This window comes from Paenibacillus sp. JCM 9796 (assembly GCF_055379675.1).
Genome location: NZ_AP043723.1, coordinates 4,745,975 through 4,770,882 on the forward strand (window position 1 = coordinate 4,745,975; position 24,908 = coordinate 4,770,882).

Below are 24,908 nucleotides of genomic sequence, written 5' to 3' on the forward strand. Positions count from 1 at the left end.
AGACGGGTACGTACGGTTCTGAGGGGAGTTCTTCGAAACCTGTCACAGCAATGTGACAAGGCGCGGGGTTCTTACCCTACTACCGCTTTCGGCTGGCAGAGCCGGGATTGTTTCAGGAGAAGTATAAAAGCTATCGGGCGGACGGCAGCGAACCGGGGCAGCGCATCGATTTAGCGCGTAACTTCCGCAGCCGGCGCGAGGTGGTCGACGGGACGAACTATATTTTCCGTCAGGTGATGAACGAGAGCGTCGGCGAGATCGACTACGACGCCAGAGCGGAGCTCGTCTGCGGCGCGTCCTATCCGGAGGACGGGGGCGACCGTGCGGCCGAGCTGATATTGATCGACAGGTCTGCGGATTCCCGTGAGGAGCCGGGCGCAGGCGCTTCGCCGGACGCGGATGCGGAAGGGCAGGAACCCGAAGGCGGCGGAAGCGACCCGATGTCGGAAGCGAAAGAACTCGAGACGGCCCAACTGGAAGGGCGGTACATCGCAGAGCGCATTCTTTCGATGATGGGAGCGGACGGCGGAAGCAAGTACCAGGTCTATGACAAAGGTGCGAAAGCGATGCGCGACATTGCGTTCCGTGACATCGTCGTGCTGCTGCGGGCGACCCGGCAGTGGGCGCCGGTGCTGATCGAGGAGCTGCGCCTGCGGGGGATTCCGGCTTATGCGGAGCTGAACACCGGTTATTTTTCGGCGACGGAAGTGCAGGTTGTGCTGTCGCTGCTTCGGATCATCGACAACCCGTATCAGGATATCCCGCTTGCCGGAGTGCTCCGGTCGCCGCTCGTCGGCTTGGACGAAGAGGAGCTCGCGCATATTCGGATCGGACGGCGCCACGGACCGTTCTTCGATGCGGTTCGCGCTTACATCGGCCGGGAATCCGCAAGCGGCGCGCATGAATCTGGGCAGGCTCGTCAAGCCGCAAGCGGTTCGGGAGATTGGCTTGCGGCGAATGGAAGCGGGAGCGGCGATCAGAGTCCAGCCGGAACGAGCGAAGCGGACTTGGCTGGCTGCGGCGCGGAAAGCGAGCAAAGTCTTGCGCAAGCCTCCAACGACATGTTCGTACCGCGTCCGGCGTTGCGGCACAAGCTTCAGCGGTTCCACGAGGCGTTGAAGACGTGGCGGCTGCAGTCGCTGCAAGGGCCGCTTGCCGATTTGGTCTGGGATATTTATCGGGAAACCGGTTATTTCGACTTCGTCGGAGGGCTGCCCGGCGGGGAACAGCGTCAGGCGAATTTGCGGGCGCTGTACGACCGTGCCAAGCAATACGAAGCGACGAGCCTTCGCGGCTTGTTCCGGTTTTTGCGGTTTGTGGACCGGATGCAGGAGAGCGGAGGGGACCTGGGAACGGCCCGCGCGCTTGGGGAACAGGAAGATGTCGTGCGGATTATGACGATTCATAAGAGCAAGGGTCTGGAATTCCCGGTCGTGTTCGTCGCCGGCTGTGCCAAGGCGTTCAACCGCCGCGAGCTGACCGATGCATTCCTGCTGCACAAGGAGCTCGGCTTCGGCCCGAAGCTGACGGAGACGGATACGCGTGTCAGCTATCCGACGCTGCCGTGGCTTGCAATCAAGCAAAAAATCAGGATGGAGTCGCTCGCCGAAGAAATGCGGGTCTTGTATGTCGCGTTGACCCGGGCGAAAGAGAAGCTGATTTTGCTGGGAAGCGTGCGCGGTTTGGAGAAGCTGCTCGGAACCTGGGGACGTTACGTCGGCCGCGATGTGCTGCCGCTGCCCGACGATACGCTGGCCTCGGCCCGCTGTTATTTGGATTGGATCGGACCGGCTCTGATGCGTCATCCGGACGGAGAGCTGATGCGGCAAGCGGTAGGAATCGACGAATCGCCGCATGCGATCGTGATGCGCGAGCCCTCGCGTTGGCGAATCGAAATTTTAAGCCAGGAGCGGTTCGCCGGAACAGTTCAGGCGGCGGCGGGGACGGAAGCGGCGAGCTCGGATCCCCGTTGGGCGTCGCTTGCCCGGCTGGAGCCGGTGGACGATACGGAACGCTGGGAGCGCGAAGTATGGCGACGGTTATCGTGGCGCTATGCGCATCCGGACGCGACGCAGGTGTTCTCCAAAACGTCGGTGACGGAGCTGAAGCGGCTTTCCGAGCACGACAAGCTGCTCGATCTGCTGGCGGAAGACGGGGCTGCTGCGACGGTACGCTGGGACGAGTTCGGCGAGGCTTTGTTCGGCGGAACGGCGAAGGCGGCACGCTCGTTGCATGCATCCGCTCCACAGAGCGAATCCGGCACAACGAGTGAATGGCCGGCAGCCGGCGCTTCGGGCCGGCGGGCTTCGGCTTACCGGCCTCTCATCGTGAGGCGGCCGCGCTTCCTGGAGCAGCGGGAGCTGAATGCCGCCGAGCGCGGATCGGTGTTCCACGCGGTTATGCAGCATATGCCGCTCGGCCGTCTTCCGCAGGAAGCGGATATCCGCGAAACGCTCGCGGATCTGGTGCGCAGGGAACTATTGACGGAGTCGCAGCGCGAGCTCGTCGACCCGCAGGTGATCGCTTCGTTCTTTCAAAGCGAGCTCGGCGGTCGCCTGCTGTCCGCGCAGCGCGTATACCGCGAGGTGCCGTTCAGCTTCGGCCTGCCCGCCAGGGATGTATATCAGGGAGACGAAGCCGGACTTGCCGAGGAGACGGTCATGCTGCAGGGCGTCATCGATTGCTTGATCGACGAAGGCGACGGTTACGTGCTGGTCGATTATAAGACGGACCGTTTAAAAGGAGCCTCTCCGGCCAGCATCGCGGAGAAATATCGGCTGCAGCTTCAATTGTACGCGAGAGCGGTTCAATCGATTTGGAAAAAACCGGTGCACGGCACGTTCATCTTTTTGTTCGACGGCGCGCATATCGTGGAGCTTTAGCCCTCAGGGGCGAATGCCCGGATACTAGAAACGCGAAGGAGGAATGAATCCCATGCGGATTTTGCATACGGCCGACTGGCATTTCGGGCGAACGCTGGAGGGCCGCAGCCGGCTGTCCGAGCAGGAGGCGTTTGTCGACGAGCTCGCGGCGATCGTTCGCGATCAGCAGATCGATCTCGTCCTGCTGGCCGGGGACGTCTACGACTCGGTCAATCCGCCGGCGGCGGCGGAGCAGTTGTTTTACGAGGCGCTGGCGCGACTGTCCGATCAAGGCAGCCGACCGGTGTTTGCCATCGCGGGCAACCACGATCACCCGGACCGGCTGACCGCAGCCGCGCCGCTCGCCGGGAAGCTTGGCGTTACGCTGATCGGGCTGCCTGAGCCCAGGGTGCATCGCGTGCCGATCGCCCGAACGGGGGAGACGGCGGTTTTGTTCGCGCTGCCGTATCCTTCCGAATCGCGGCTCCGGGAACTACTGACCGATGAAGCCGACGAGGCGGTGCTGCGTGCGGCTTATTCGGATCGCGTGCGCCACATCGCGATGGAACAGGCGAAACATTTCGGTCCGCAAACGGTCAATTTGCTGATGAGCCATTTGTATGTGCTCGGGGGCAAAGAAACGGAATCGGAGCGGCCGATCCAGGTCGGCGGCGCTTATACGGTGGATGCGTCGGCGTTGGAGGTCGGCGCCCGTTATGCGGCGCTCGGGCATTTGCATCGTCCGCAGCAGCAGCTGAGCGGCGATACGGTTATCCGGTACAGCGGTTCTCCACTGGCGTACAGCTTCTCTGAAGCGGGACAAGCGAAGTCGGTGACGATTGTCGACTTGAAGCCGGGCGGCGAGCCGGTGCTGGAGGAGGTGTTCCTCTCATGCGGCCGCCCGTTGGTGGAGTGGAAGGCGAAGGGCGGCTTGGCGGAAGTGTACCGCTGGCTCGATGAAGCGAAGGACGCGACAGCCTGGATCGATCTGGAGCTGCATTTGCAGGAGACGATCTCGCTCGAGCAAATCCACCGGCTGCGGCAGACGCGGGAAGGCTTGATTCATATCCGGCCGGTTTATCCGGAGCTGGAAGCGGAGAGCGAAGCCTACCGGGCGACTTCGAAGCTGCCGATGGATGAGCTGTTCCGCCGTTTCTACGAACGGCAGACCGGCGGCGCGTTGCCCGAGCCCGAGCTGACCCGGCTGTTTCTGGAGCTGCTGTCGGATGAGCAGGAGGAAGAAGAATCGGCTTAACGCTTACCATAGATTGGCAGAAGGGAGGCGCGTACGATGCGTCCGATATTGCTGCAAATTGGCGGATTGCAAAGCTACCGCGAAGTGCAGGAAATTGATTTCGGGGCTTTGACCGGGGCGGGCGTGTTTGGTATTTTCGGCCCGACGGGCAGCGGCAAATCGACGCTGCTGGACGCGATTACGCTGGCGCTGTACGGCAAGGTGGAACGTGCGCCGGGCGGCACGCAAGCGGTTATGAACCAGGCCGAGGACACGCTTTCCGTATCGTTTACTTTCGAGCTGGCCACGGCTGGAGGAAGCGAGCGGTATCGGGTAGACCGCCAGTTTAAACGGAATGGCGAGCTGTCGATGCTCGGCAGTCTTTGCCGCTTGATTCGCTACGAACAGGGAGAGACGATCGTTCTCGCAGACAAGGCCGGCGAAGTCAATCAGCATGTCCAAGAGCTGCTTGGCTTGTCGATGGCCGATTTCACCCGCGCGGTTGTGCTGCCGCAGGGGAAGTTTGCGGAGTTTTTGACGCTTGCGGGCAAAGACCGGCGGGCGATGCTGCAGCGGCTGTTTCACTTGGAGCCGTACGGCGATCGTTTGAGCGCGAAAACGGCCAGCCGCTATAAGGCGGCCGATGCGGCCGTCAAGGAGCTGCAGGCGGAGCAGCAAGGGCTTGGCGACGCTTCGGCGGAAGCGCTCGCGCTGGCCGAGACGCGGCTGGCCGAGGCCCGCGAGGCGTGCGCGCGCGTGCGCGAGCGGCTCGCCGCCTGCGAGCTCCGCGCCGCCGAGCAGCGCGCCGTGCGCGAGCTGCAGCGCGAGCACGCGGCGGTAACCGCGCGCGAGGCCGCGCTGGCTGCCGACGCGCCGCGCGTGGCGGCGCTCGCGGCGCGGCTCGCGCGCGCGGGCGAGGCCGAGCGGCTGCGCCCGCTCGTGCGCCGGCGCGCCGCTGCGGCTGCGCAGGCACAGGCCGCGCGCGAAGCCGCAGCGGCTGCTACGGCCGCGGCGGAACGCGCCGCGCAGGCGCTCGCTGCGGCGCAGGCGGCGCACGAGGCCGCGCGCGACGCGCTGGCCGCGCAGGAGGGGCCGCTGGCCGCGCGGCTCGAGCAGCTGCGCCAGGCGGCCGAGCTCGCAGCTGAGCTGGCGGCGGCGCGCGACCAGCTGGCGGCGCAGGCGGCCGAAGCCGCGCGCGGCGAAGCGCAGCTGGCCGCGCAGCGCGCCGAGCAGGCGCGCGAGCGCGAGCTGCGCGAGAAGGCGCTGCACCGGCAGGCGCAGCTCAAGGCCGAGCTGGCGCGCGTCGAGACGCCGGCTGCGTACCGCAAGCGGCTGCAGGAAGCGCTGCAGGCCGCGCGGGAGCTGGAGCGGACGGCTGCGCTGGCCGCCGAGCGGCAGACCGCGGCGGCTGCGCGGGCCGCGGAAGCGGAGGAGCAGCGGAGGCTGCTGCAGGAGCTCGCTGAGCAGGAGCGGGACGGAGAGCGGCGTACGCTGGAGTGGGCGGAACGTTTGATGGCTTTACATAACGATGCGGCAGCAGGCGAGCGCCGTATGGCCTTGCTGGAACAAGCCGCCGCACGGGAAGGCGAACGCGTGCGGGCTCGCTTGAAGGCGGCGGAAGCGGAGGCGATGGCAGCGGCGCTTGCGGCGCATCTGCACGACGGCGGTGCTTGTCCGGTGTGCGGTTCGACCGAGCACCCGAACCCGGCCTCCCATCGCCCGGAGGGCGGTGACGGGACGGCTGCTGCGACTGACGGAGGCGAGGTGTCGCCGGAAGCGCTTGAGGCGTGCCGGCAGGAGCTGCGCGAAGGCCGGTTTCATGCGCGACGACTGCTGGATAAGCTGGAATCGCTGGAGAAGCAATGGGCGCAGCAAGCCGCAGCGGACGGCGTCCCGGCAGCCGAAACGCCGGCGTCGATCCTGAAGCTGCGCGAGGCGGGGCAGGCACGGTTGGAAGCCGCCGCCGCGGTAGCGGAGGAGGCGGAAGTCCGGACAACGGCCGCGTTCGAGCAAGCGCTCGCCGCCCATTCGGATGTAACGCAGGGGCTCGAACGGGAAATCGAGGCGCTGGAACGCAGCTGGCAAACGCTGCTTCAAGACCGGCGGCAATCGGCCAAGCGCCGACAAGAGCTGGAAGCGCGGCTGCAAAGCGTCCAGAGCCTCGTAGACGCCGAGTCGCGCAAAGCGCAGGAATGGACGGATACGCGAAGCCGGCTGCGCGATCAATGGCAAGCCTCTTACGCCGAATGGGAGCCGGAGCAGCTGCCTGAGTTAGCCGGGCAGCTCGAACGCTCGGATGCGGCGGCGGAAGATATCCGGCAGCGGCTGGCGAAAAGCGTTACGTTCCTCGAGGAACAGCAAGTCCGGCTGGAGCAGCTGCACAAGGAGCTGGCCGACGCCGAGAAACTGGCGGTGCGGACGGCGGCCGAGCAGGAAGCGCTGCAACGCCAAATCGGCCAGCGGCAGGAACGGCTCTTTGCGCTCGTCGGCGACGGCGACGCGAACAAGCTGACCCTTGAAGCGAATGGCGCGCTGTCGAAGCTGCGAGCCGATGCGGCGACGGCGGCGTCGCTGCGCGATCAAGCGCAGGCCGCGCATCAGTCGGCGGCTTCGCAAGCGGCGGCAGCTGTGCAAGCCGAGCAGTCGGCGGCTGCGCTGGAGCGCGAGACCCAGAACGAGTGGGAGCAGCAGTCGCTCGCCGCCGGTTTCGCCTCTGCGGCCGAAGTGGAGGACGCGCTGATCGCCGAGGCGCAGCGCGGCGAATGGGCGGCCGAGGTGGAGGCGCACGGCAAGCAGGAGCATCAGCTGGCGGTCCGCCGCCAAGAGCTGGAACAAGCGCTCGCCGGCCGTCACGTCTCGGATGAAGCTTGGGACGCGTTGGAGCAGGAACTGGCGCTTTGCAAAGCCGAGGATGAAGCGGCGCTGCAGACGAGCGCCAAAGCGGAACGTGATTGCGAAGACGTACGGGCGAAGCACGGGCGTTGGCTGGAGCTGGAGCAGAAGCGCGCTGCGCTGCAGGCGGAGCTGACGCTGCTTGGCAAGCTGCAAAGCGTGCTGCGCGGCAATGCCTTCGTCGAATTTTTGGCCGAGGAGCAGCTGATGCATGTCAGCCGGGCGGCTTCGGAGCGGTTAGGTCAGTTGACCCGCCGCAAATACGCCATCGAGGTCGATTCGGGCGGCGGCTTCGTCATCCGCGACGACGCGAACGGCGGTACCAGACGCCCGGTCACGACATTGTCGGGGGGCGAAACGTTCCTGACATCGCTGTCGTTGGCGCTCGCCCTCTCCACCCAAATTCAATTGAAGGGCGAATATCCGCTTGAATTCTTTTTCTTGGATGAAGGCTTCGGGACGCTGGACCCGGAACTGCTCGATGCGGTGGTTACCGCATTAGAGAAATTGCATCTGGATAACTTAACGGTCGGCGTCATCAGTCACGTGCCGGAATTAAGAGCCCGGCTGCCGCGCCGGCTGGTCGTCCAGCCTGCAGAACCGGGGGGCCGTGGAAGCCGTGTGACGCTGGAAACGATGTAGGTGTCGGCACGGCGCATCATCACGCATAAACATACCCGGCCGTGCATAGGTAGAGATATCCATATGGACACGTTATCGGCGTGACATGCTTTCGGCGGCCGGCGGCATGTCACGAGCACAAGGGGGAACGAACGATGGACCGATCAACAGATCAGCCTATGCGAATCAGGAAGCGGGATCAAGCAACATATCGCATGGGGGCAGTCCGGCGAACCGCCGCCAATTTTACGAAATTAGCGCTGTCCGCCTTGCTTGGTATCGGCCTGTTGGTAACCGGATCCGCGCCGGCCTACGCCGATGCGATTTGGGACCGCTGGAAAGCGGCGGATGCCGCCGTTTCGTCCGGTAACCCGGCAGCGGCCGTGCCGCATTGGGAGTTTTTGGCAGACCATTATGTGTCCGCCGGGGACTGGGAAAGCGCAGCGTTGTTCAGCGGCAAGCTGAACCAATATTTTGACGGAATCGGCGATTATGAGAAAGCCATCGCTTACTATGAACGCGAGAACGAGTATTGGCTGAAGGACGGCAAAGACTGGGGCGCGGTCGACCTGCAGCGTGCGGAGCAAATCCGGACGACCGTCGAAGCGTACATATCCACGGCCGACACCGAAGCGCTTCGGCAGCGGGCGCTGCCTGCGAGCGGCAAACTGTCCAAGTTCGAGCCCGAATACGGCATGTATATCGGAATGTACACGGAGCGCGACCCGAAGATGCTGAACTACTACGACCGCTCGGAGTCGTTCTACGGCAAGAAGCATGCGTTATATTTGGCGTATACGCAGGTCGGCAAGCCGTTCCCGAAGCAGTACGCCCAACGTGCGAAGCAGGCCGGTGCCGGACTGCAAATCGCCTGGGAGCCGATGAACGGGCTGGACGCGGTGACCGACGAGGTCGTGCGGGCTTGGGCGCGGGAAGCGAAAGCGGCGGGAATTCCGATTTTTCTCCGTTACGCCAGCGAGATGAACGGCAACTGGGTGCCCTGGCACGGCGATCCGGATACATATATCCGCAATTTCCGGATGGTTCACGACATCATGGAGCAGGAAGCGCCGAACGTGGCGATGGTTTGGAGCCCCGGCGACGTGCCGATGTATTCGATGGATGCGTATTACCCCGGCGACGATTATGTCGATTGGGTAGGGGTCAGCTTGTACAGCGAGCCGTACGAGAACGGCGATCCGAAGCAAGGCAATATGCAGGCGACAAGCCCGGTCGAACGGCTCGATTACTTGTACCGCACATACGCCGAGCGCAAGCCGCTCATGATCAGCGAAACGGCGGTGAGCCATTACGCGAATATTCCGCAAGAGTCTTTCACCGAATATGGCACGCTGAACTTGCAGCGGTTGTACGGGATTATGCCGTATAAGTATCCGAGACTGAAGGCGATCACCTACTTCAACGTCAACCTGGAGATGAAGGAAAGCAAGAACAATTACTTATTGCGCGACAACGACGCCATGTACAGCTTGTACAGGAAGCTGATCGAGCCGCCGTTTTACTTAACGAACATCGAAAACGCGGCAAAACCGCCCGAGCCATCCGGTCAAGTGCCTTTGACCGCTGGCGTCGCGATTTATAAGAGGGCTTTGATTACCCCGTTCGTCAAAATTCCGGATATTTATATCGGTAAAATCGAGTATGCCGTGAACGGCCGGCTCGTACAAACCCAAACCTCCCCGCCTTACGGCATCGAGCTGAAGGCGGGAGATGTGCCGGAAGGCTCTGTGCTGGAGCTCGGGATCTACAATCATGCCGGCAAGAAGGCGGCGACCCGGTCGTTTCCGATCACGTCCGGAATCTCGGTGTCGATCGACGGGAAGGACGTCGACTTCGAGCAGCCCCCCGTCATTCGCGAGGGCAATACGCTTGCGCCGGTTCGCGCCATCTTCGAAGCAATGGGCGCGAAAGTCGACTGGAACGCCGCTGCGAAGACGGCAACGGCGACCAAAGGCGGCACGACCGTCTCGATCGCCATTGGCAGCGGAGAAGCCTACAAGAACGGAAAGCCCGTTAAGCTTGAGATGCCGGCGCAGCTTGTGAACGGAGCCACGTTGGTTCCTGCGCGCTTCGTCGGCGAGGCGTTCGGAGGCGTTGTCGGGTGGGACGGCGAAACAAGGACGGTGACGATCCGGATGGACGGTAAATCGGCAGCCGCCTTCCCCGGCGAAGCGGTGAAAGTAACAGCGGCGTCAGCCGTGTCTACGTTGACGCCGAGTGCTTCGGAACGATCGGCGAACGGCGCGCCGTCCCGAACGGCTGTCTGGTTCGGCTGGTTCAAAGATCAGCTTGGCCGGCTTGCCGACCTGTGGGGCCGTCTGGTTTAAGTACCGGTAAGTCTTTGCCCAAGGCTTCCCCGGCCGGAATCCATCCGGCCAAGGGGAAGCCCGTTTTTCTTTACTCCCACGCTGCTATTCCGAATTGTGCCTCTCTATCGATTTGCGCCGTCCGATACATCGATTAAACGGAAAAAGACTGCTCGCCGGGAGAATCATCTCTCCCGGAAAGCAGTCTTTGTTTCGTTATACCGTCACCGCGGCCAGCTCGTCGATAATGGCTTTGGCCGCTTGTCTCGCGGTGGAGAAGGCGCGCTCGGCCAGCTCCCCTTTTCCTTGACAGCCGTCTCCGCAGAAATGGAACGGAACGCTTTCTAGCCGTGTCGGCAGCAGCCGGTTGCCGGCGATGTTCTTCACGCTGGCAACCATCGCCTTCTTGGAGACGCGCTTGACCTCTGTCGCCTCGCGCCAACCGGGATAATACCGGTCGAACAACGCTTCCATCTGCTGCGTCTTTTTGTCCAAATACGCTTTGCGCTCCGTTTCGTCGGCGAAGGCGTCGTTCAAGTAGGCGATTCCCTGAAGCAGTTGGCCGCCTTCGGGAACGAGCGTATGGTCGGTCGCGGACACGTCGCTGATGAACAGCTTGTTGTCCATGTCGCTGATATAGCTGAACGGACGGGCGACCACTTCCTTCAACCCGACATCGTACACCATTACTTCGGTAGCCGTATTGTTCTCGTACGGCGCCAGGAAGGGCTCCCATGGCGTCCCTTTAAGCAGCTTGCACACCTGCTGGACCGGCATGGCAAATATAATGCGGTCGAACGCCACCTCGCGGTTTTTTGTTTTCAGAATAAACTGCTGGTCGGCATACCGGATGCTCTCGACTCCTTCCTGCAGCGCAATGTCCCAGCGGCGGGACACTTCGATCTTCTGCTTCAGCTGGTTGGTGATGACGGCCCAGCTGCCGAGCACGTAGTTCACCGGCCGGGTGGAGAGGAACAGGTTGTGATAATAGTCGCTAATGACCGGCCCGGGCACTTTGCGGGCCTCTTCCGGCGTAATAAAGAAGTTGGAGCAGACGAGGTGCTCCCACAGCTCCTTGACATCTTCGTCTGCATCCGATTCGGCCAAATAATCGCCCAAGGTCGGGTAGTTCCGCACATTGTGAATATTGGCGATGATCGCCGATATTTCCCCGACGAAACGCACCTTCTGCATCGGGTTCAACAGCTCCGTCCGCAGCAAATTGACGAAGTCGAGCGGAGCGGGGGTCAACTGTCCGTTCTTGGCGTACATGACGTGCCGTTTATCGACCTGCTTGGAGCTGAACGATAAGCCGAGCTCGCGCTCCATCACGCTCAATTTGTGCCGATCGATGCCGTAAATGGCATGTGCGCCGTAGTTCAAAGTAAATCCCGCTTTCTCATAAGTAAAAGCCCGCCCCCCGAGCTGCGGGCTGCGCTCGAACAACACGCCTCGAATTCCGGCTTGCTCCGATAAATAAGCGGCCGCGGTTAATCCCGCCAGTCCGCCTCCGATAATCGCCACTTGCATATGAAATTCTCCTTTCGGTTCCTCTTCCAGCGTCGCGGTTCGTTCTTCCGCCGTATGCCGTATGCCTTCCCAAACCCAGATCAGCTGCGACCGCATGGCGGCTGGCAAATCGCTGCCGTCGTCCCGCGAACACCACAGCAGCAGCGTGCCGAAGAAGGCGGATACGAGAGCGTTCGTTTTGCCGGGCTCCGGAAGCCAGCGCAGCAGGCTCTGGTACAGCGTCTGCTGCAGCTTCTCCATGGCCGATTTTAGACTGTCGTTCTGGAGCGAGAGAGCGATCCAGCTTCGCAGCAAACGCGCAGACGGGGCGACCTGCTCGGCAAGCTCGAGCAGCAGCCGGTTAATATGGTGCTCCAGGGACGGAACTTGAGTCGGTTTCCGTTCCGACCAAGCTTGTATAATCGTGATTAGTTTGCGCGGCAAGTCCAACAATATTTCGTCTTTGCCTTTGAAATAATGGTAGAACGTTCCCTTCGACGTGCGAGTCGCTGCAATAATATCGTCGACGGACACCTGCTCGTATCCGCGTTCGATAAACAGCCGAATGGCGACCTCAAGCAGATGCTCCCGCTTTTTACGTGTGGCCGCGCGCATGAATCGGCTCATGTACAGGCCTCCTTTGTATTGGACTTGGTTTCAGGAGGAAGGTTATACCGTTATTATATGACAACTTCGCCAAAGTTCCTATACATTTTTAGACTCTGAGTCTAATTTTATGTTCGGACACGCCACCAGCTTGAGAAGCGCGATGCAGCCGTATTTCGGGAAGCTGGAGCAACGGCTTGCAGGACCGAGCGGGACCGTGCTGCAGGAAAGTCGTTAGTCTTCCATGCATGGATGGGCAAGGGAATATCGCGGGTCTGCCGGCGTTACGGCGAGCGGTTGGATTTTTCTTCAAAAATTCGATATGATAGAAGCGATATAAAGTGGATAGGACGGGGGTGTAGGTCATTGGATTGTATTTTTTGCAAAATCGTCGAAGGAACGCTGCCTTCGAAGAAAGTTTATGAGGACGAGCGCGTGCTCGCGTTTCATGACATTAAACCGGAAGCGCCGGTGCATCTGTTGATCATTCCCAAGAAGCATATTCCGACGATGAACGACGCGGCGGCGGAGGATTTGCCGCTGATCGCCGATATGCATCGCGCGGCCCAGCAAATCGCCAAGGAGCAAGGCGTAGCCGAGACCGGCTACCGGCTGATTAACAACTGCAACCCGGACAGCGGGCAGCTCGTCTACCACATTCATTATCACTTGCTGGCAGGCGAAAAGCTGGGGCCATTAAACGGAAAATAAAGCGTGTTTTCTTTGCTCGCAAGACTTTCCGTATATAGGTTGACACCTGTATATTTTTTGGCCTATAATGAAATTTGATGAATGTCTTTTTTCGTCTTGGACGGTCTGTTCGGAGGGAGGGAAAACTGGTGTCAGAAACTCGAGTTCGCAAGAACGAAACGATAGATGCTGCACTTCGCCGCTTTAAGCGTTCCATCGCTAAAGATGGCGTGTTGGCGGAGGTCAAGAAACGTAAGCATTATGAGAAGCCTAGCGTTAAGCGCAAGAAGAAGTCTGAGGCTGCTCGCAAGAGAAAGTTCTAGGGGGCTTAATCGATGAGCTTAAGCGACAGATTGAACGAAGACATGAAGCTCGCGATGAAGAGTCAAGACAAGTTTAAACTCTCCGTAATCCGTATGGTTCGTGCCGCTATCAAGAACATTGAGATAGATCAGCGTAAAACCTTAGAGGAACAAGAAGTTCTTGACGTTTTGAATCGCGAAGTCAAACAGCGCAAAGATTCCCTCCAAGAATTTGAGAAGGCCGGTCGTGAAGATTTGGCCGAAAACCTTCGTGCTGAGATTGCCATATTGATGGAATACATGCCGCAACAGCTTTCCGATGAAGAAGTAAAAGCCATTGTACAGCAGACCATCCAAGAAGTGGGGGCTTCTTCAAAAGCGGATATGGGTAAAGTCATGGGCGCGTTGATGCCGAAGGTGAAAGGACGAGCTGACGGTAAAGTCGTCAATCAGTTCGTTCAACAATTATTAAACTAACGACCCGGAGAAACACTCCAGTACTGGAGTGTTTCTTTTTTTGTGCGCCACGCATGGCGACTAACTAGGCGGTGAAAGTCCGCTGTGGGGGTTTGTAGTTACCAACCACTAGCCAAGAGCAAGGGTGTCCATCGCGAGGTGGAATCTGAAGGAAGCTGGAGGCAAAATTCCGACCCGAGGAACACGAACATCATCAGGCATAAGGTATGGGATGAGCTTGCAAAACAAAGCGAAGTCCAATCAACTACACGGACGTACCATTGTAAATGATGCGGGTGCATGGAAGGAAAGTGAGTCGTCTTACCGTGGGAGGTCTCATGGACGTGAGGAGATGGACTTCGAATCACGGTTGAAACAAGATTTATCATGAGAAGTCAGCAGACGCCATAGTACCTTCTGCCGTCGACAGCAGAAGGGAAGGGCTGAACCTTAGGAGGTGATCATCAATGAATGTTACCAGAACAGGAGCAAAGGGCAGCCAACTTCGAAAAGAAGGCTCCACGCAGAAAGATAGTGCGGAACACGAAGGATATGCGGGAGTGCACATTCCTGAGAGGATAGCTGAAAAGGACGATGCCAACACAAGCAAGTCGGGGGATAAGTTGCTTGAGAAGATCGTGAGCCGAGACAACCTGAACGAAGCGTTCAAGCGAGTCAAAGCGAATAAGGGAACGCACGGAGTCGACGGGATGGGAGTAGATGAACTTCTACAATATCTCAGAGAAAACGGTGAAACCATCAAACAACAAATCCTGGACGGCAAATACCGTCCAAATCCCGTTCGACGGGTCGAAATCCCGAAAGAGAACGGAAAGAAAAGAAATCTGGGAATCCCAACGGTGGTGGACCGATTCATCCAGCAGGCTATTGCCCAAGTGTTGACACCGATCTGCGAAAAGCAATTTTCGGAGAACAGTTACGGCTTCCGCCCGAAACGGAAAGCACACGATGCGATCCGGAAAAGTCAGGTGAATATTGATGATGGCTATGAACATGTCGTCGACATGGATCTGGAGAAATACTTCGATACGGTCAACCAAAGTAAGCTGATCGAAGTGCTGTCTAGAACCATAAAGGACGGACGAGTCATATCGCTCATTCACAAATATCTGAAGGCTGGCGTGGTTGTTAAACACAAATTCGAAGAAACGGAACTCGGCGTGCCACAGGGAGGGAACCTAAGTCCAATCCTGAGCAACATCATGTTAAATGAATTGGATATGGAACTAGAGAAGAGAGGACATCGTTTCGTTCGTTATGCAGACGACATGCTCATCTTCTGCAAGAGCAGAAGGAGCGCGGAACGAACATTGACAAATATCCTCCCCTTCATCGAACAGAAATTGCTCCTCAGGGTGAATCGAGAAAAGACGGTTGTGGATGAAGCGAAAAGAATAAAGTTTCTTGGCTTCTCATTCTATAGCCGAAAGGGACAAACAAAGGTCAGGATACATCCTAAATCGATCTCCAAGATGAAAGCCAAAGTAAAAGAGCTGACGTCGAGAAGAAACGGTATGGGGAACGATGACCGGGCAATGAAACTCAAACGGTACATCACGGGGTGGGTGAACTACTTCAAGATTGCCGATATGAAGAAGTTGCTCCAAACGACGGACGAATGGATGCGAAGGCGAATTCGAATGATTTTCTGGAAACAATGGAAACGGGTGAGAACAAGATTCGATAGATTGAAGTCACTTGGAATCCATGATCAGAAGGCGTGGGAATACGCAAACACAAGAAAGGGCTATTGGCGAACGTCCAACAGCCCGATCCTCGCAACATCCCTCAACAACACCACAATTAAGAATCTGGGATTCCTATTCTTTTCAGATTATTACCGGCAAGTCACTGTGTAAACTTAGGAACCGCCGTATACCGAACGGTACGTACGGTGGTGTGGGAGGTCGGCTACTCAAATAATGAGTAGCCTCCTACCCGATTAACCTGAAAGGGTATCTTCGAACGAATAATGCGTATCGGACGAATCAAATGCCGAACATTTGCGTATTACTTTCCGATAGGGCATATTTCATCCTGATCGAAGGAGGCTAGCCTATGTACGCAGCAGCCGATAAAACCAGCGAACCGTGCTTCATCCGCAGGTTGATCCTATGGCTTGCGCTTGTGGCAGGCGTCGCGTTCGTATGCTTGCTGCCGGGTGCGCACGCCGCGTCCGTACCGCAAGCTCCGTCCGCACCGCCGCTTGCCGCCCCGGTTGTCGTCATTCCGGTGGATCGGACGATCGAAAGCGGGCTTGAACGGTTTATGCAAAGAGCGTTTGCCGAGGCGCAAGAGCTTGGTGCCATGCACATCATTCTGGACATCGATACGCTCGGAGGAAGCGTGGAATCGGCCGAGCATATCGGGCAGCTCGTGAAAGAAAGTCCGATACCGACAATCGCTTACGTGCGGGGGAAAGCGATTTCGGCCGGCGCGTATATCGCATTGAATGCGAACCGCATCGCCATGGAGCCCGGCAGTTCCATGGGAGCGGCCGCCGTAGTGGACGGGACCGGCAGCGAGATCGAGAACGTGAAGGTCGTCTCGTATTGGTCGGGGCAGATGAAGGCCGCCGCGGAGCTGCGCGGCCGCAATACGCAAGTCGCCGAGGCGATGGTGGATAAACAGGTCGGGCTTTCGCTGCCGGAGCTTGGACGCGAAGTACCGAAAGGGCAAATTTTGACGCTTACGGCGGGAGAGGCCGTGAAGGTCGGTTATGCCGAGACGATGGCCGCCGACGTGCAGGAAGTGGTGCGCTTTATCGGCGGCGCGGATCATCCGCTCGTCACGATTGAAGCAAGCGCTGCGGAGCAGGTGGCGCGTTTTGTGACGCTCCCCTGGGTGTCCGTGCTGCTGTTGTTGATCGGCATCGCCGGGATCGCCATCGAAATGCTTGTAGCAGGCTTCGGCATCGCAGGCGTGCTGGGTATTTTAGGGTTTGGACTTTACTTTTTCGGGCATTATATCGCTGGATTTGCGGGGGTGGAAGACGTGGCGCTGTTTATTGCCGGCATATTCCTGCTTATACTGGAAATTTTCGTGTCCAGCTTCGGCATTCTCGGCTTCCTTGGAGCGGTTTGTCTATTCAGCGGCGTCGTGCTGTCGGCCTATAACATGAAGCTGGCGGCGCTGAATCTGGGCATCGCGTTCCTCGGGGCCGTCGTCGTTGTAGCGATTGTCGTGAAAATCTTCCAGCACCGCGGCGTTTGGAACCGGTTCATCTTGCGCGATAAGCTGACGACCGAAGAAGGCTACGTTTCCGTCGTTACCCGGCGCGAGCTGGTCGGCAAGACCGGCACGTCGGTTACGCCGCTTCGGCCTGCGGGGACGGCCGTCTTCGATGAAGAGCGGCTCGACGTCGTCGCCGATGGTGAATTTATACCCGCCAACCGGACGGTGACGATTACGTTCGTCGAAGGATCGCGTATCGTTGTGAAGGAAGTAAAACAATAAGGAGGCGTTGTGTTTCATGGATACGAGTTTGATTTCGGTTTTATTTTTAGCGGTTGTGGTCATTATTGCGCTGTCGGTGTTTTTCACGTTTGTGCCGGTCATGTTGTGGATTTCCGCGTTGGCGTCCGGAGTGAGGATCGGCATTATCACGCTGGTCGCGATGCGCCTGCGCCGCGTCTTACCAAGCCGCATCGTCAATCCGATGATCAAAGCGACGAAGGCGGGAATAGAGTTGACGATCAACCAGCTGGAAAGTCACTTTCTGGCGGGCGGTAACGTCGATCGCGTCGTCAATGCGCTGATTGCCGCACACCGCGCGAACATTCATCTTGAGTTCGAACGCGCGGCGGCGATTGATCTGGCCGGACGGGACGTGCTGCAGGCCGTGCAAATGAGCGTCAATCCGCGCGTTATCGAGACGCCTACCGTATCGGCCGTGTCGAAGGACGGGATTGAAGTAAAGGTTATCGCCAGAGTGACGGTACGCGCCAATATCGAGCGGTTAGTCGGGGGCGCCGGGGAAGAGACGATCATCGCCCGTGTCGGCGAAGGCATTGTCACGACGGTCGGCTCCAGCGGCTCGCATAAGGACGTGCTGGAAAATCCCGACTTGATTTCACGCACCGTGCTTGGCAAAGGATTGGACGCCGGTACGGCATTCGAAATTTTATCCATTGATATTGCGGACGTCGACGTGGGCAAAAATATCGGCGCCAACCTTCAAACGGAGCAAGCGGAAGCCGACAAGCGCATCGCCCAAGCGAAGGCGGAGGAGCGGCGCGCGATGGCTGTCGCGCAGGAGCAGGAAATGAAAGCGAAGGTCGTCGAGATGAAGGCCAAGGTGGTCGAAGCCGAATCCGAAGTGCCGCTTGCGATGGCCGAAGCGCTTCGCGAAGGCAAGCTTGGCGTCATGGATTATATGAACTTGAAAAATATCGATGCGGATACGCAAATGCGCTCCAGTCTCGGCAAAATGAACAACAACCCCGGCCAACAGGGCGAGGACGCGTGAAGCGGGAGCGACGCGCGGTAAAGGCGGTGAATAACCCGTGAACATCATCGGTTTTTTATTGGAAAATTGGATCGTTGTGGCGATTGTTTTCTTCGTCTTCAGCTCGTTGTTCAAACAGATGAAGCAAGGAAACCCTGCTAAGCCGCAATCGCCCGGCAAGCCGGTTTCAAGCATGCCGCCCTTCGGGGGCGGAGGTTCCGGCTGGCCGAAAGGTTCGGACGCCCGGCCGATGCGCAAGGCGGCTCCTGGGCAGCCGCAGGCGGCTTCTGCGGAGCGTGCAGACACGCGCGGACACGCGAACAAGCCGCCCGTCATTCGCGAGTCTGCGGAGCGCCAGGCCGCAGCTGAAGACCCGTACGCGGCTCAGCGCGAGCAGCGGGAGCGCCCGCTAGCCGTGGGCCGCGGCTTGGGCGAACGCGTCACCGGCGGGGCGGGAGCCGCCGAGCCGGCTTCAGCGCCCGGTCCGCTGCGCCCGGAAGACGCGGCGCTCGGCGTCCTCTGGGCGGAAATTCTTGGCCCGCCGCGCGCTAAGCGTCCTTATCGGCGTTAGCGGAACCGGCTTACATCTAACCGCCGCAAGCGATGAAGGTTGTCCTTCATCGCTTGCGGCGGTTTTTGGCGTTGGCGCAGTTCAAGCCTCCTGCGCGAAACTGCGCATCCCCGGTTCCGCGGGCAGGCTTCCTAGCTATATTTCGGCCTGGATTTCGGCCGGGTCATTTTACTCTTTTTCCCGGCCCGACGTCATAATTTCGATTCCCCGGCATATCGTGTAAATAGCCCGTGATCTTCCGCTATTTTGCAAAGCGCCCGCTACCGGAGGAGGTTAAGTATGCGCAGTCTGACTCACAAAATCAATCAATTTACGGCAAAACTGCTCGACCTGCCTCAGGACGTCGCTATGGACCTGCCCCGCATTACGATGATCGGGAATATGCAGCTTTATATCGAAAATCATCGGGGCGTCCTTCACTTCTCCAGCGATTCTTTGAAATTGGCCTTGGCGAAAGGGAAACTTGAAGTGGACGGCTCCGATCTGGTGATTCGCGCGATCCTGCCTGATGAAGTGATGATTGAAGGGAAAATCCGAGATATCAAATATATGTCCTAGAGCCGGAAAGGGGATGAGAGTCTTGAAAGCTTCGTTAATTTACCGTCTGCGCGGCTTTGTTCATCTGGAGGTCACCGGAGGCAAGCTGGAGCATTTGGTTAACCGCTTATCACAGAAAAGGATGTCCGTCTGGGACATCCGTTATTTGGACAAGGAGCGGATTTCGTTATATGTCACCGTGCCCGATTTTTTTCGGCTTCGTCCGCTCTTGAAAGAGACAGGCTCCCTGATTCGCATCAAGGAAAAACGCGGCTTTCCGTTTTGGCTGGACAAGCTCGAGAGGCGCAAATTTTTCGCCATCGGGCTGCTCGGCTTCGTCATCGGCATTTATTTGCTTTCCCAGCTCGTCTTGCAGGTTCGCGTGGAGGGCAACGAGACGATTCAAACCGAACAAATTTTGCAGGCGGCCAAGCAGCAGGGGGTGTACCGGCTGCAGTGGAAGTTTAAGCTGAAGGAGCCTTCCGAGCTGTCCCGGGCGATGCAGAGTCAGCTGCCGGCCGCCGCTTGGATCGGCGTTGAGGTGCGCGGTACGCATGTCGTGATCAAGGTCGTCGAAGCGACGATTCCGGAGAAGCCGCCGCTGATGAATCCGCGGCATCTGGTGGCCTCGAAGCATGCGCTTGTGACGGAGATTTTTGCTGAAAAGGGACGTCCCGCCGTTAAGCCGAATACGTATGTGCGCAAAGGAGACATCCTCATATCCGGCATGATCGGCGACGAGCTCCATCAGCAAACGGTCGTAGCTTCCGGCACCGTCAAAGGTGTGGTCTGGTACAAACCGACGGTCGAAGTACCGCTCGTGCGTCAATATAAAGTTTACACGGGCGAAAGTAAACAACGCTCTTACTTGGTCCTCGGCAGCCGCGGGTTGCAGGTGTCCGGGTACGGTAAAGTGCCGTTCGGGCAGACGGAAACGATTCAGGAACGCAAAACGCTCAGTTGGCGCTCCTACACACTGCCGATCGGATGGCTCAGCGAGAAGGTGATGGAAGTGGAGCTTCAGGAGCAGCCGATCGATCCGAAGGAGGCGTCGAGCGTCGGATTGACGGAGGCGAAAGCACAAATATTGTCTGCCGCGGGCGGGGGCGCAAGGGTCGTTTCCGAAAAAATTTTGCATGAGAAGGCGGAGAATGGTAAAGTTTATATGGAAGTGCTTTTGGAAGTCGAGGAGTCAATTGCGGTTGAACAACCGATTGTGCCTTAATTTCATATGACGAACGGTTATCGTTGAAGGAGAACTGGATGGAACAAGCGACAACGGTGAAAGTATCTTTGAAAAATCCGTCCGAGGGCCAGGCGCTTTTCGGGCCGCAGGATAAGTTTCTGCACTTGATTGAACGGGAAGTGCAGGCGTCCATTTTTACGCGCGAAGCGGAGATCGTCATTCAAGGCGCGAGCGCCGAAACCGCGCGTCTCGAGCATTTGTTTGCGGTACTGCTCGAGTTGATCCGAAACCAGTACGTGCTGACCGAGCGCGACGTGATTTATGCATTGGATTTGTCCAAAGAGATGAAGGCCGATCAGCTGCTGGATCTGTTCAAGGGCGAAATCGCCGTTACGCACAAAGGCAAGCCGATTCGTGTGAAGACGATCGGGCAAAAGCAGTATGTAAACGAAATCAAGAAGAAGGATATCGTCTTCGGGATCGGACCTGCGGGGACGGGTAAAACCTACATCGCCGTCGTTCTCGCCGTAGCCGCGCTGAAAGAGGGCAAAGTGAAGCGGATCGTGCTGACGCGCCCTGCCGTCGAGGCGGGAGAAAGTCTCGGTTTCCTGCCGGGCGACCTTCAGGAAAAAGTTGACCCTTATTTGCGCCCGTTGTATGATGCTCTTAACGACGTGCTGGGTCCCGAGCAGGTGCTGAAGTCGCTGGAGCGCGGATTGATCGAAATCGCGCCGCTCGCCTACATGCGGGGGAGAACGCTTGACGATTCTTTTATTATATTGGACGAAGCGCAGAATACGACTCCGGAACAGATGAAAATGTTTCTGACGAGGCTCGGCTTCGGGTCGAAGATGGTCATTACCGGCGACGTCACCCAGATCGACCTGCCGCGCGGCAAGTCTTCGGGTCTTGTGGAAGCGAAACGGATCCTGGGCCGGATCGAAGAGCTCGGATTTATTACCTTCGCCGAACAGGATGTCGTTCGTCACTCGCTCGTGCAAAAAATCATCGTAGCCTATAATGAAGACAAAGAAGGCTGAGAAAGGGCTGACCTTTCATCATGAGCAATCGCGTTTCCATTCGGGGCAAATACCAATATCGGCTTGCCGGCTGGAGATATAGCGCCATCGTGCGCTTTCTTCTGTTTTTGGCGCTAGCCGTCTTTTTTTACTTTGCGCTTTTGCACCGTGTTGTCCCGCAAACCTACGATATCACGCTGAACGCCGTCGCCGAGAAAGACATTCTGGCGCCGCGCGCCATATTGAATGAAGTAGCCACGGAGAAGGCCAAGGAAGAGGCGGCTGCGAAAGTGCAGCCTGTTTACAAAATCGTTTCGTTGAAAAACGAGATGGCGCTTGAAGCCGTCTTCGAGAAGCTGCAGCAAATTAATGCCGACGCGGACGTGTCCACAGCCGATAAAGTGAACATTTACAAAACGGTCATTCCGCAGCTTATTCAAGACCACCTGTACCGTCAGCTGAAGCAGTTTCAGGACAGCGGGCAGTACAGTCCCGAATTGCTGGCCGAGATGCGCCAGGATTTCGACGAGCAGCAGTACCGGATTCCAGAGGAAGCGTTTTATAAAATTCCGCGGCTGAGCAAGGATGATTTACTCCAAATGCAGCCGGTCGCCAAAGAAATCGTATCACGGCTGATGACGGATCAGCTGCTGGAGGCGCAGCCGGGCCGGGCGAAAGTGGCGGAGCTGGTTAACGCCTCGACCTTGTCGAAGAACAACGCGAGGGAGATTGTGCAGGAGCTGGTGCGGGCGGCGCTGACGCCGAACAAGTTCTACGATCAGAAAGGTACGGAAGAAGCGAAAGGCCACGCCCGGGACAATGTGAAGCCAATTTTTATCAACAAGAACGAGGTGCTCGTGGCCAAGGGTGATAAAATTACCGAAGACGTCTATCAGCGGCTGGCTGCGCTGGAGCTGTTGAAAGACGATCGCTCGTATTGGCCTCATCTCGGTCTGTTTATTTTCGTTTCCTTATGCGGACTTGCGCTGTATATGTACGTCCGGCAAAGCGCGCTGCCGATCAAGTATAACAACGTGCAGCTGTTAATGCTCGTGCTCATTTTATTTTTGACGGTTACGTTTATGAAAGTGTTCTCGATGATGCAGAACCTCGACTACCCGATGATCGGGTATTTGGCACCGACAGCCATGGGAGCGATGCTGATCACGATTTTGTTAAACCCGCAGCTGGCGTTTATCGCAACCGTGCTGTTCAGCGTGATGGCGAGCATCATTTTCAACTCCGACCACGTGCAAACGTTCGACTTCCGCTACGGCTTGCTGACATTCTCCACGTCGTTCGCCGCGATTTTCTCGATTCAGCGGGCGAGCCAGCGCTCGTCGATTCTCAAGGCGGGCATGATGGTTTCGGTGTTCGCGGTGGCGCTTGTTGCCGCCTTGCTGTTGTTCGAGGAGCAGGAGTCCAAACGCGCCGCCATCTTCGCGGCCTCGTTCGCCCTTGGCAGCGGGCTGCTGACCGCCGTATTCGTCATCGGCTTGCTCCCGTTCTTCGAAGTGGCGTTCGGCATTCTGTCGCCGTTGAAGCTCGTCGAGCTGTCCAATCCGAACCATCCGCTGCTGCGCAAGCTGCTGACGGAGACCCCGGGGACGTATCATCACAGCGTGATGGTCGGCAATTTGTCGGAGGCCGCCGCGGAAGCGATCGGCGCGGACGGCTTGCTGTGCCGGGTCGGATCGTACTATCACGATATCGGCAAGACGAAAAGACCGAGCTATTTTATCGAGAATCAAACGAATATCGAAAATCCGCATGACAAAATCGATCCGGCGCTCAGCAAGTCCATTATCGTGGCTCATGCCCGCGACGGGTCCGAAATGTTGAAGGATGTTAATATTCCCAAGCCGATTCGCGATATCGCCGAGCAGCATCACGGCACGACGCTGCTTCAGTTTTTTTACCACAAAGCGAAGAAACTAGCCGAAGAGCGGGGCGAAGAACCGCCGGAGGAGAAGGACTACCGCTACCCGGGACCGAATGCGCAGACGAAGGAAGCGGCGATTGTCGGCATCGCCGACTGCGTCGAGGCGGCTGTCCGCTCGCTGCGGAATCCGACCGTGGAGCAAATCGATTCGATGGTTCGCAAGATTATCAAGAGCCGATTGGACGACGGTCAATTCAATGAATGCGATTTGACGATTAAAGAGCTCGATCAAATTGCGAGAACGTTGAACGAGACGCTGCTCGGTATTTTTCACTCCAGAATCGAATATCCGGCCGACGTTCAAGTGACGCGGGCAGATCCAAAAGCTCGTAAAGACAAAGACAAGGCTGCGGACGAGAATAAAGCGGACGAGAATAAAAAAGAGGTGGACCCATGAGTTTGAGATTATCGTTTAGCAATGAGCAAGACCATATCGAGATTAGCCCGGAGCTGGTCCGGAAGCTGGAAGAGCTGCTGCGGCTGGCCGGGAAGGCCGAGCAGGTATCGGACGGCGAAGTGACGTTAACGTTCGTCGACGATGCGGCGATTCAAGCGCTGAATAAACAGTACCGCGGACTGGATAAGCCGACGGACGTTCTCTCCTTCTCGATGCTCGAGATGGGCGAGGATGAGATTGAGATCGTGTACGGCGACGAGGAGTACGACGAAGAGGAATTCGAATTCATCGGCAACGGTGCGGATTCGGACGCCGATGAAGACGATGCTTCGGACGAAGGGGACGACGAGGAAGAAGGCTTCGAGGAGCCGATCGGAGACGTCATTATTTCCGTACAAAAGGCTGTGGCGCAAGCCGAAGAGTACGGCCATTCCGTCGATCGGGAGCTAGGGTTCCTGTTCGTGCACGGCTTCCTCCATTTGCTCGGGTACGACCATCAGGACGAAGGGGCAGAGAAGCAAATGTTTGCGAAGCAGGAAGCGATCTTGCAGCAGGCGGGCTTGACCCGGTGAGACAGCCGGTCAAATGGCAGCGCAGCTTCCGGTACGCGTACGAAGGCGTCAAATATGCGCTCTCCACCCAGCGCAACATGAAATTTCATTTCACGCTAGCGTTTCTGGCCTTGGTGCTTGCCTTGCTTTTCGGTCTTTCCAAAACGGACGTCTTGTTCATTCTGCTTGCGGTGACGCTCGTTATCGTGACGGAACTCATCAATACCGCCATTGAGAAGTCGGTCGATCTGGCGATGCCGGACATCCATCCGCTCGCCAAAATCGCCAAAGACGTAGCGGCAGCCGCGGTATTGGTGACTGCGGCTTTTGCCGTTGTTACGGGCATGGTCGTGTTCTACGATCCGATCGACCGGCTGCTGCGGACCGGTCGCGCCATGGAAGGCCATGCGCTGACCGCAGGCGCGGTATGGATTTTGCTATCATTGGTTATTCTGACGGTAATCGTCATTCAGACGCGGTTCACGGAGAAGGGCACCTGGGTGAAGCCGAGCTTGCTCAGCGCGGTAGCCTTCGCCGTTGCGACGCTGATTGCATACCGCATCGAGGATACGCTCGCATCGCTGCTAGGTTTTTTTCTCGCTATCGTGCTCTCGCTCGTGTTATATGATAAACGGCGGAGATCTTTCGCCTCGCAGCTGCTGGGAGCCTTGATAGGCAGCCTCATCACGTTGCTTTGCTTTTATTTATACACGATTTTCTAATCAAAGAAGGATGTGAC

At 58.1% G+C, this 24,908-nt stretch carries 17 protein-coding genes and 1 pseudogene; 17 read left to right on the top strand and 1 reads right to left on the bottom strand.

Going from position 1 to position 24,908, the window contains the following annotated elements; translation table 11 throughout:
• Positions 1 to 80: 80 nt before the first annotated feature.
• From ACZ439_RS22795 to ACZ439_RS22810, 4 genes and pseudogenes are all read left to right on the top strand, one after another.
• Positions 81 to 2,882: pseudogene (locus ACZ439_RS22795) on the top strand (3'-5' exonuclease); the annotation flags it as partial.
• A 52-nt stretch (positions 2,883 to 2,934) separates the two neighbouring features.
• Positions 2,935 to 4,116, top strand: a complete 1,182-nt coding sequence (locus ACZ439_RS22800; RefSeq protein WP_054798007.1) for an exonuclease SbcCD subunit D — start codon at positions 2,935 to 2,937, stop codon at positions 4,114 to 4,116.
• A gap of 36 nt (positions 4,117 to 4,152) precedes the next feature.
• Positions 4,153 to 7,629, top strand: coding sequence for an AAA family ATPase (locus ACZ439_RS22805; RefSeq protein ID WP_464620251.1), 3,477 nt, complete (start codon positions 4,153 to 4,155; stop codon positions 7,627 to 7,629).
• Positions 7,630 to 7,763: 134 nt separating this feature from the next.
• The gene (locus tag ACZ439_RS22810; RefSeq protein WP_464620252.1) at positions 7,764 to 9,956 is read left to right on the top strand and encodes a stalk domain-containing protein; all 2,193 of its coding nucleotides are present in this window, start codon (positions 7,764 to 7,766) and stop codon (positions 9,954 to 9,956) included.
• A gap of 195 nt (positions 9,957 to 10,151) precedes the next feature.
• Here the strand turns inward: ACZ439_RS22810 and ACZ439_RS22815 are convergent, their stop codons facing one another.
• Positions 10,152 to 12,071 carry an FAD-dependent oxidoreductase gene (locus ACZ439_RS22815; protein WP_464620253.1) on the bottom strand — a complete coding sequence of 640 codons (1,920 nt, stop codon included), beginning with the start codon at positions 12,069 to 12,071 and terminating at the stop codon, positions 10,152 to 10,154.
• 345 nt (positions 12,072 to 12,416) lie between these two features.
• On the opposite strand from ACZ439_RS22815, the gene ACZ439_RS22820 reads away from it, so the two are divergent.
• The 13 genes from ACZ439_RS22820 (at position 12,417) to ACZ439_RS22880 (ending at position 24,891) form a co-directional block, all read left to right on the top strand.
• Complete coding sequence (locus tag ACZ439_RS22820) at positions 12,417 to 12,761, top strand: histidine triad nucleotide-binding protein (RefSeq protein WP_054798584.1); 345 nt, start codon at positions 12,417 to 12,419, stop codon at positions 12,759 to 12,761.
• Positions 12,762 to 12,889: 128 nt separating this feature from the next.
• A complete protein-coding gene (gene rpsU, locus ACZ439_RS22825) occupies positions 12,890 to 13,063 on the top strand; it encodes a 30S ribosomal protein S21 (protein WP_010491812.1) in 174 nt (57 codons plus the stop codon).
• A gap of 12 nt (positions 13,064 to 13,075) precedes the next feature.
• The gene (locus ACZ439_RS22830; protein ID WP_054798583.1) at positions 13,076 to 13,519 is read left to right on the top strand and encodes a GatB/YqeY domain-containing protein; all 444 of its coding nucleotides are present in this window, start codon (positions 13,076 to 13,078) and stop codon (positions 13,517 to 13,519) included.
• A 446-nt stretch (positions 13,520 to 13,965) separates the two neighbouring features.
• Positions 13,966 to 15,378, top strand: coding sequence for a group II intron reverse transcriptase/maturase (gene ltrA, locus ACZ439_RS22835; RefSeq protein ID WP_054798695.1), 1,413 nt, complete (start codon positions 13,966 to 13,968; stop codon positions 15,376 to 15,378).
• 199 nt (positions 15,379 to 15,577) lie between these two features.
• Positions 15,578 to 16,975, top strand: coding sequence for an NfeD family protein (locus ACZ439_RS22840; RefSeq protein WP_054798683.1), 1,398 nt, complete (start codon positions 15,578 to 15,580; stop codon positions 16,973 to 16,975).
• 16 nt (positions 16,976 to 16,991) lie between these two features.
• Positions 16,992 to 17,987 carry a flotillin-like protein FloA gene (floA, locus tag ACZ439_RS22845; RefSeq protein ID WP_127610808.1) on the top strand — a complete coding sequence of 332 codons (996 nt, stop codon included), beginning with the start codon at positions 16,992 to 16,994 and terminating at the stop codon, positions 17,985 to 17,987.
• Between the two features lie 37 nt (positions 17,988 to 18,024).
• Positions 18,025 to 18,537, top strand: coding sequence for a hypothetical protein (locus ACZ439_RS22850; RefSeq protein WP_141333782.1), 513 nt, complete (start codon positions 18,025 to 18,027; stop codon positions 18,535 to 18,537).
• Between the two features lie 279 nt (positions 18,538 to 18,816).
• Positions 18,817 to 19,095 (top strand): sporulation protein YqfC, encoded by a 279-nt coding sequence (yqfC, locus tag ACZ439_RS22855; protein ID WP_054797344.1) that lies wholly within the window; start codon positions 18,817 to 18,819, stop codon positions 19,093 to 19,095.
• Between the two features lie 13 nt (positions 19,096 to 19,108).
• Entirely contained in the window at positions 19,109 to 20,299 is a 1,191-nt protein-coding gene (gene yqfD / locus ACZ439_RS22860) for a sporulation protein YqfD (protein WP_464620254.1), read from the top strand.
• Positions 20,300 to 20,337: 38 nt separating this feature from the next.
• Complete coding sequence (locus ACZ439_RS22865; protein ID WP_127608493.1) at positions 20,338 to 21,300, top strand: PhoH family protein; 963 nt, start codon at positions 20,338 to 20,340, stop codon at positions 21,298 to 21,300.
• Positions 21,301 to 21,320: 20 nt separating this feature from the next.
• On the top strand, positions 21,321 to 23,618 hold the full coding sequence (locus tag ACZ439_RS22870) for an HD family phosphohydrolase (RefSeq protein ID WP_127608494.1): 2,298 nt from the start codon (positions 21,321 to 21,323) through the stop codon (positions 23,616 to 23,618).
• Positions 23,615 to 24,190: an rRNA maturation RNase YbeY gene (gene ybeY, locus ACZ439_RS22875; protein WP_054797345.1), complete on the top strand. Its 576-nt coding sequence runs from the start codon at positions 23,615 to 23,617 to the stop codon at positions 24,188 to 24,190. The genes ACZ439_RS22870 and ybeY overlap by 4 nt, the downstream gene beginning before the upstream one ends.
• On the top strand, positions 24,187 to 24,891 hold the full coding sequence (locus ACZ439_RS22880; RefSeq protein WP_127608495.1) for a diacylglycerol kinase: 705 nt from the start codon (positions 24,187 to 24,189) through the stop codon (positions 24,889 to 24,891). The genes ybeY and ACZ439_RS22880 overlap by 4 nt, the downstream gene beginning before the upstream one ends.
• Positions 24,892 to 24,908 lie beyond the last annotated feature (17 nt).

Bases quoted from the DNA above. Each gene is read 5' to 3' on its own strand.
- yqfD (WP_464620254.1), top strand. From the start codon at position 19,109: ATGAGAGTCTTGAAAGCTTCGTTAATTTACCGTCTGCGCGGCTTTGTT.
- ACZ439_RS22800 (WP_054798007.1), top strand. From the start codon at position 2,935: ATGCGGATTTTGCATACGGCCGACTGGCATTTCGGGCGAACGCTGGAG.
- ltrA (WP_054798695.1), top strand. From the start codon at position 13,966: ATGAATGTTACCAGAACAGGAGCAAAGGGCAGCCAACTTCGAAAAGAA.
- ACZ439_RS22805 (WP_464620251.1), top strand. From the start codon at position 4,153: ATGCGTCCGATATTGCTGCAAATTGGCGGATTGCAAAGCTACCGCGAA.
- ACZ439_RS22865 (WP_127608493.1), top strand. From the start codon at position 20,338: ATGGAACAAGCGACAACGGTGAAAGTATCTTTGAAAAATCCGTCCGAG.
- floA (WP_127610808.1), top strand. From the start codon at position 16,992: ATGGATACGAGTTTGATTTCGGTTTTATTTTTAGCGGTTGTGGTCATT.
- ACZ439_RS22815 (WP_464620253.1), bottom strand. From the start codon at position 12,071: ATGAGCCGATTCATGCGCGCGGCCACACGTAAAAAGCGGGAGCATCTG.
- yqfC (WP_054797344.1), top strand. From the start codon at position 18,817: ATGCGCAGTCTGACTCACAAAATCAATCAATTTACGGCAAAACTGCTC.
- ACZ439_RS22840 (WP_054798683.1), top strand. From the start codon at position 15,578: ATGTACGCAGCAGCCGATAAAACCAGCGAACCGTGCTTCATCCGCAGG.
- ybeY (WP_054797345.1), top strand. From the start codon at position 23,615: ATGAGTTTGAGATTATCGTTTAGCAATGAGCAAGACCATATCGAGATT.
- ACZ439_RS22870 (WP_127608494.1), top strand. From the start codon at position 21,321: ATGAGCAATCGCGTTTCCATTCGGGGCAAATACCAATATCGGCTTGCC.
- ACZ439_RS22810 (WP_464620252.1), top strand. From the start codon at position 7,764: ATGGACCGATCAACAGATCAGCCTATGCGAATCAGGAAGCGGGATCAA.
- ACZ439_RS22830 (WP_054798583.1), top strand. From the start codon at position 13,076: ATGAGCTTAAGCGACAGATTGAACGAAGACATGAAGCTCGCGATGAAG.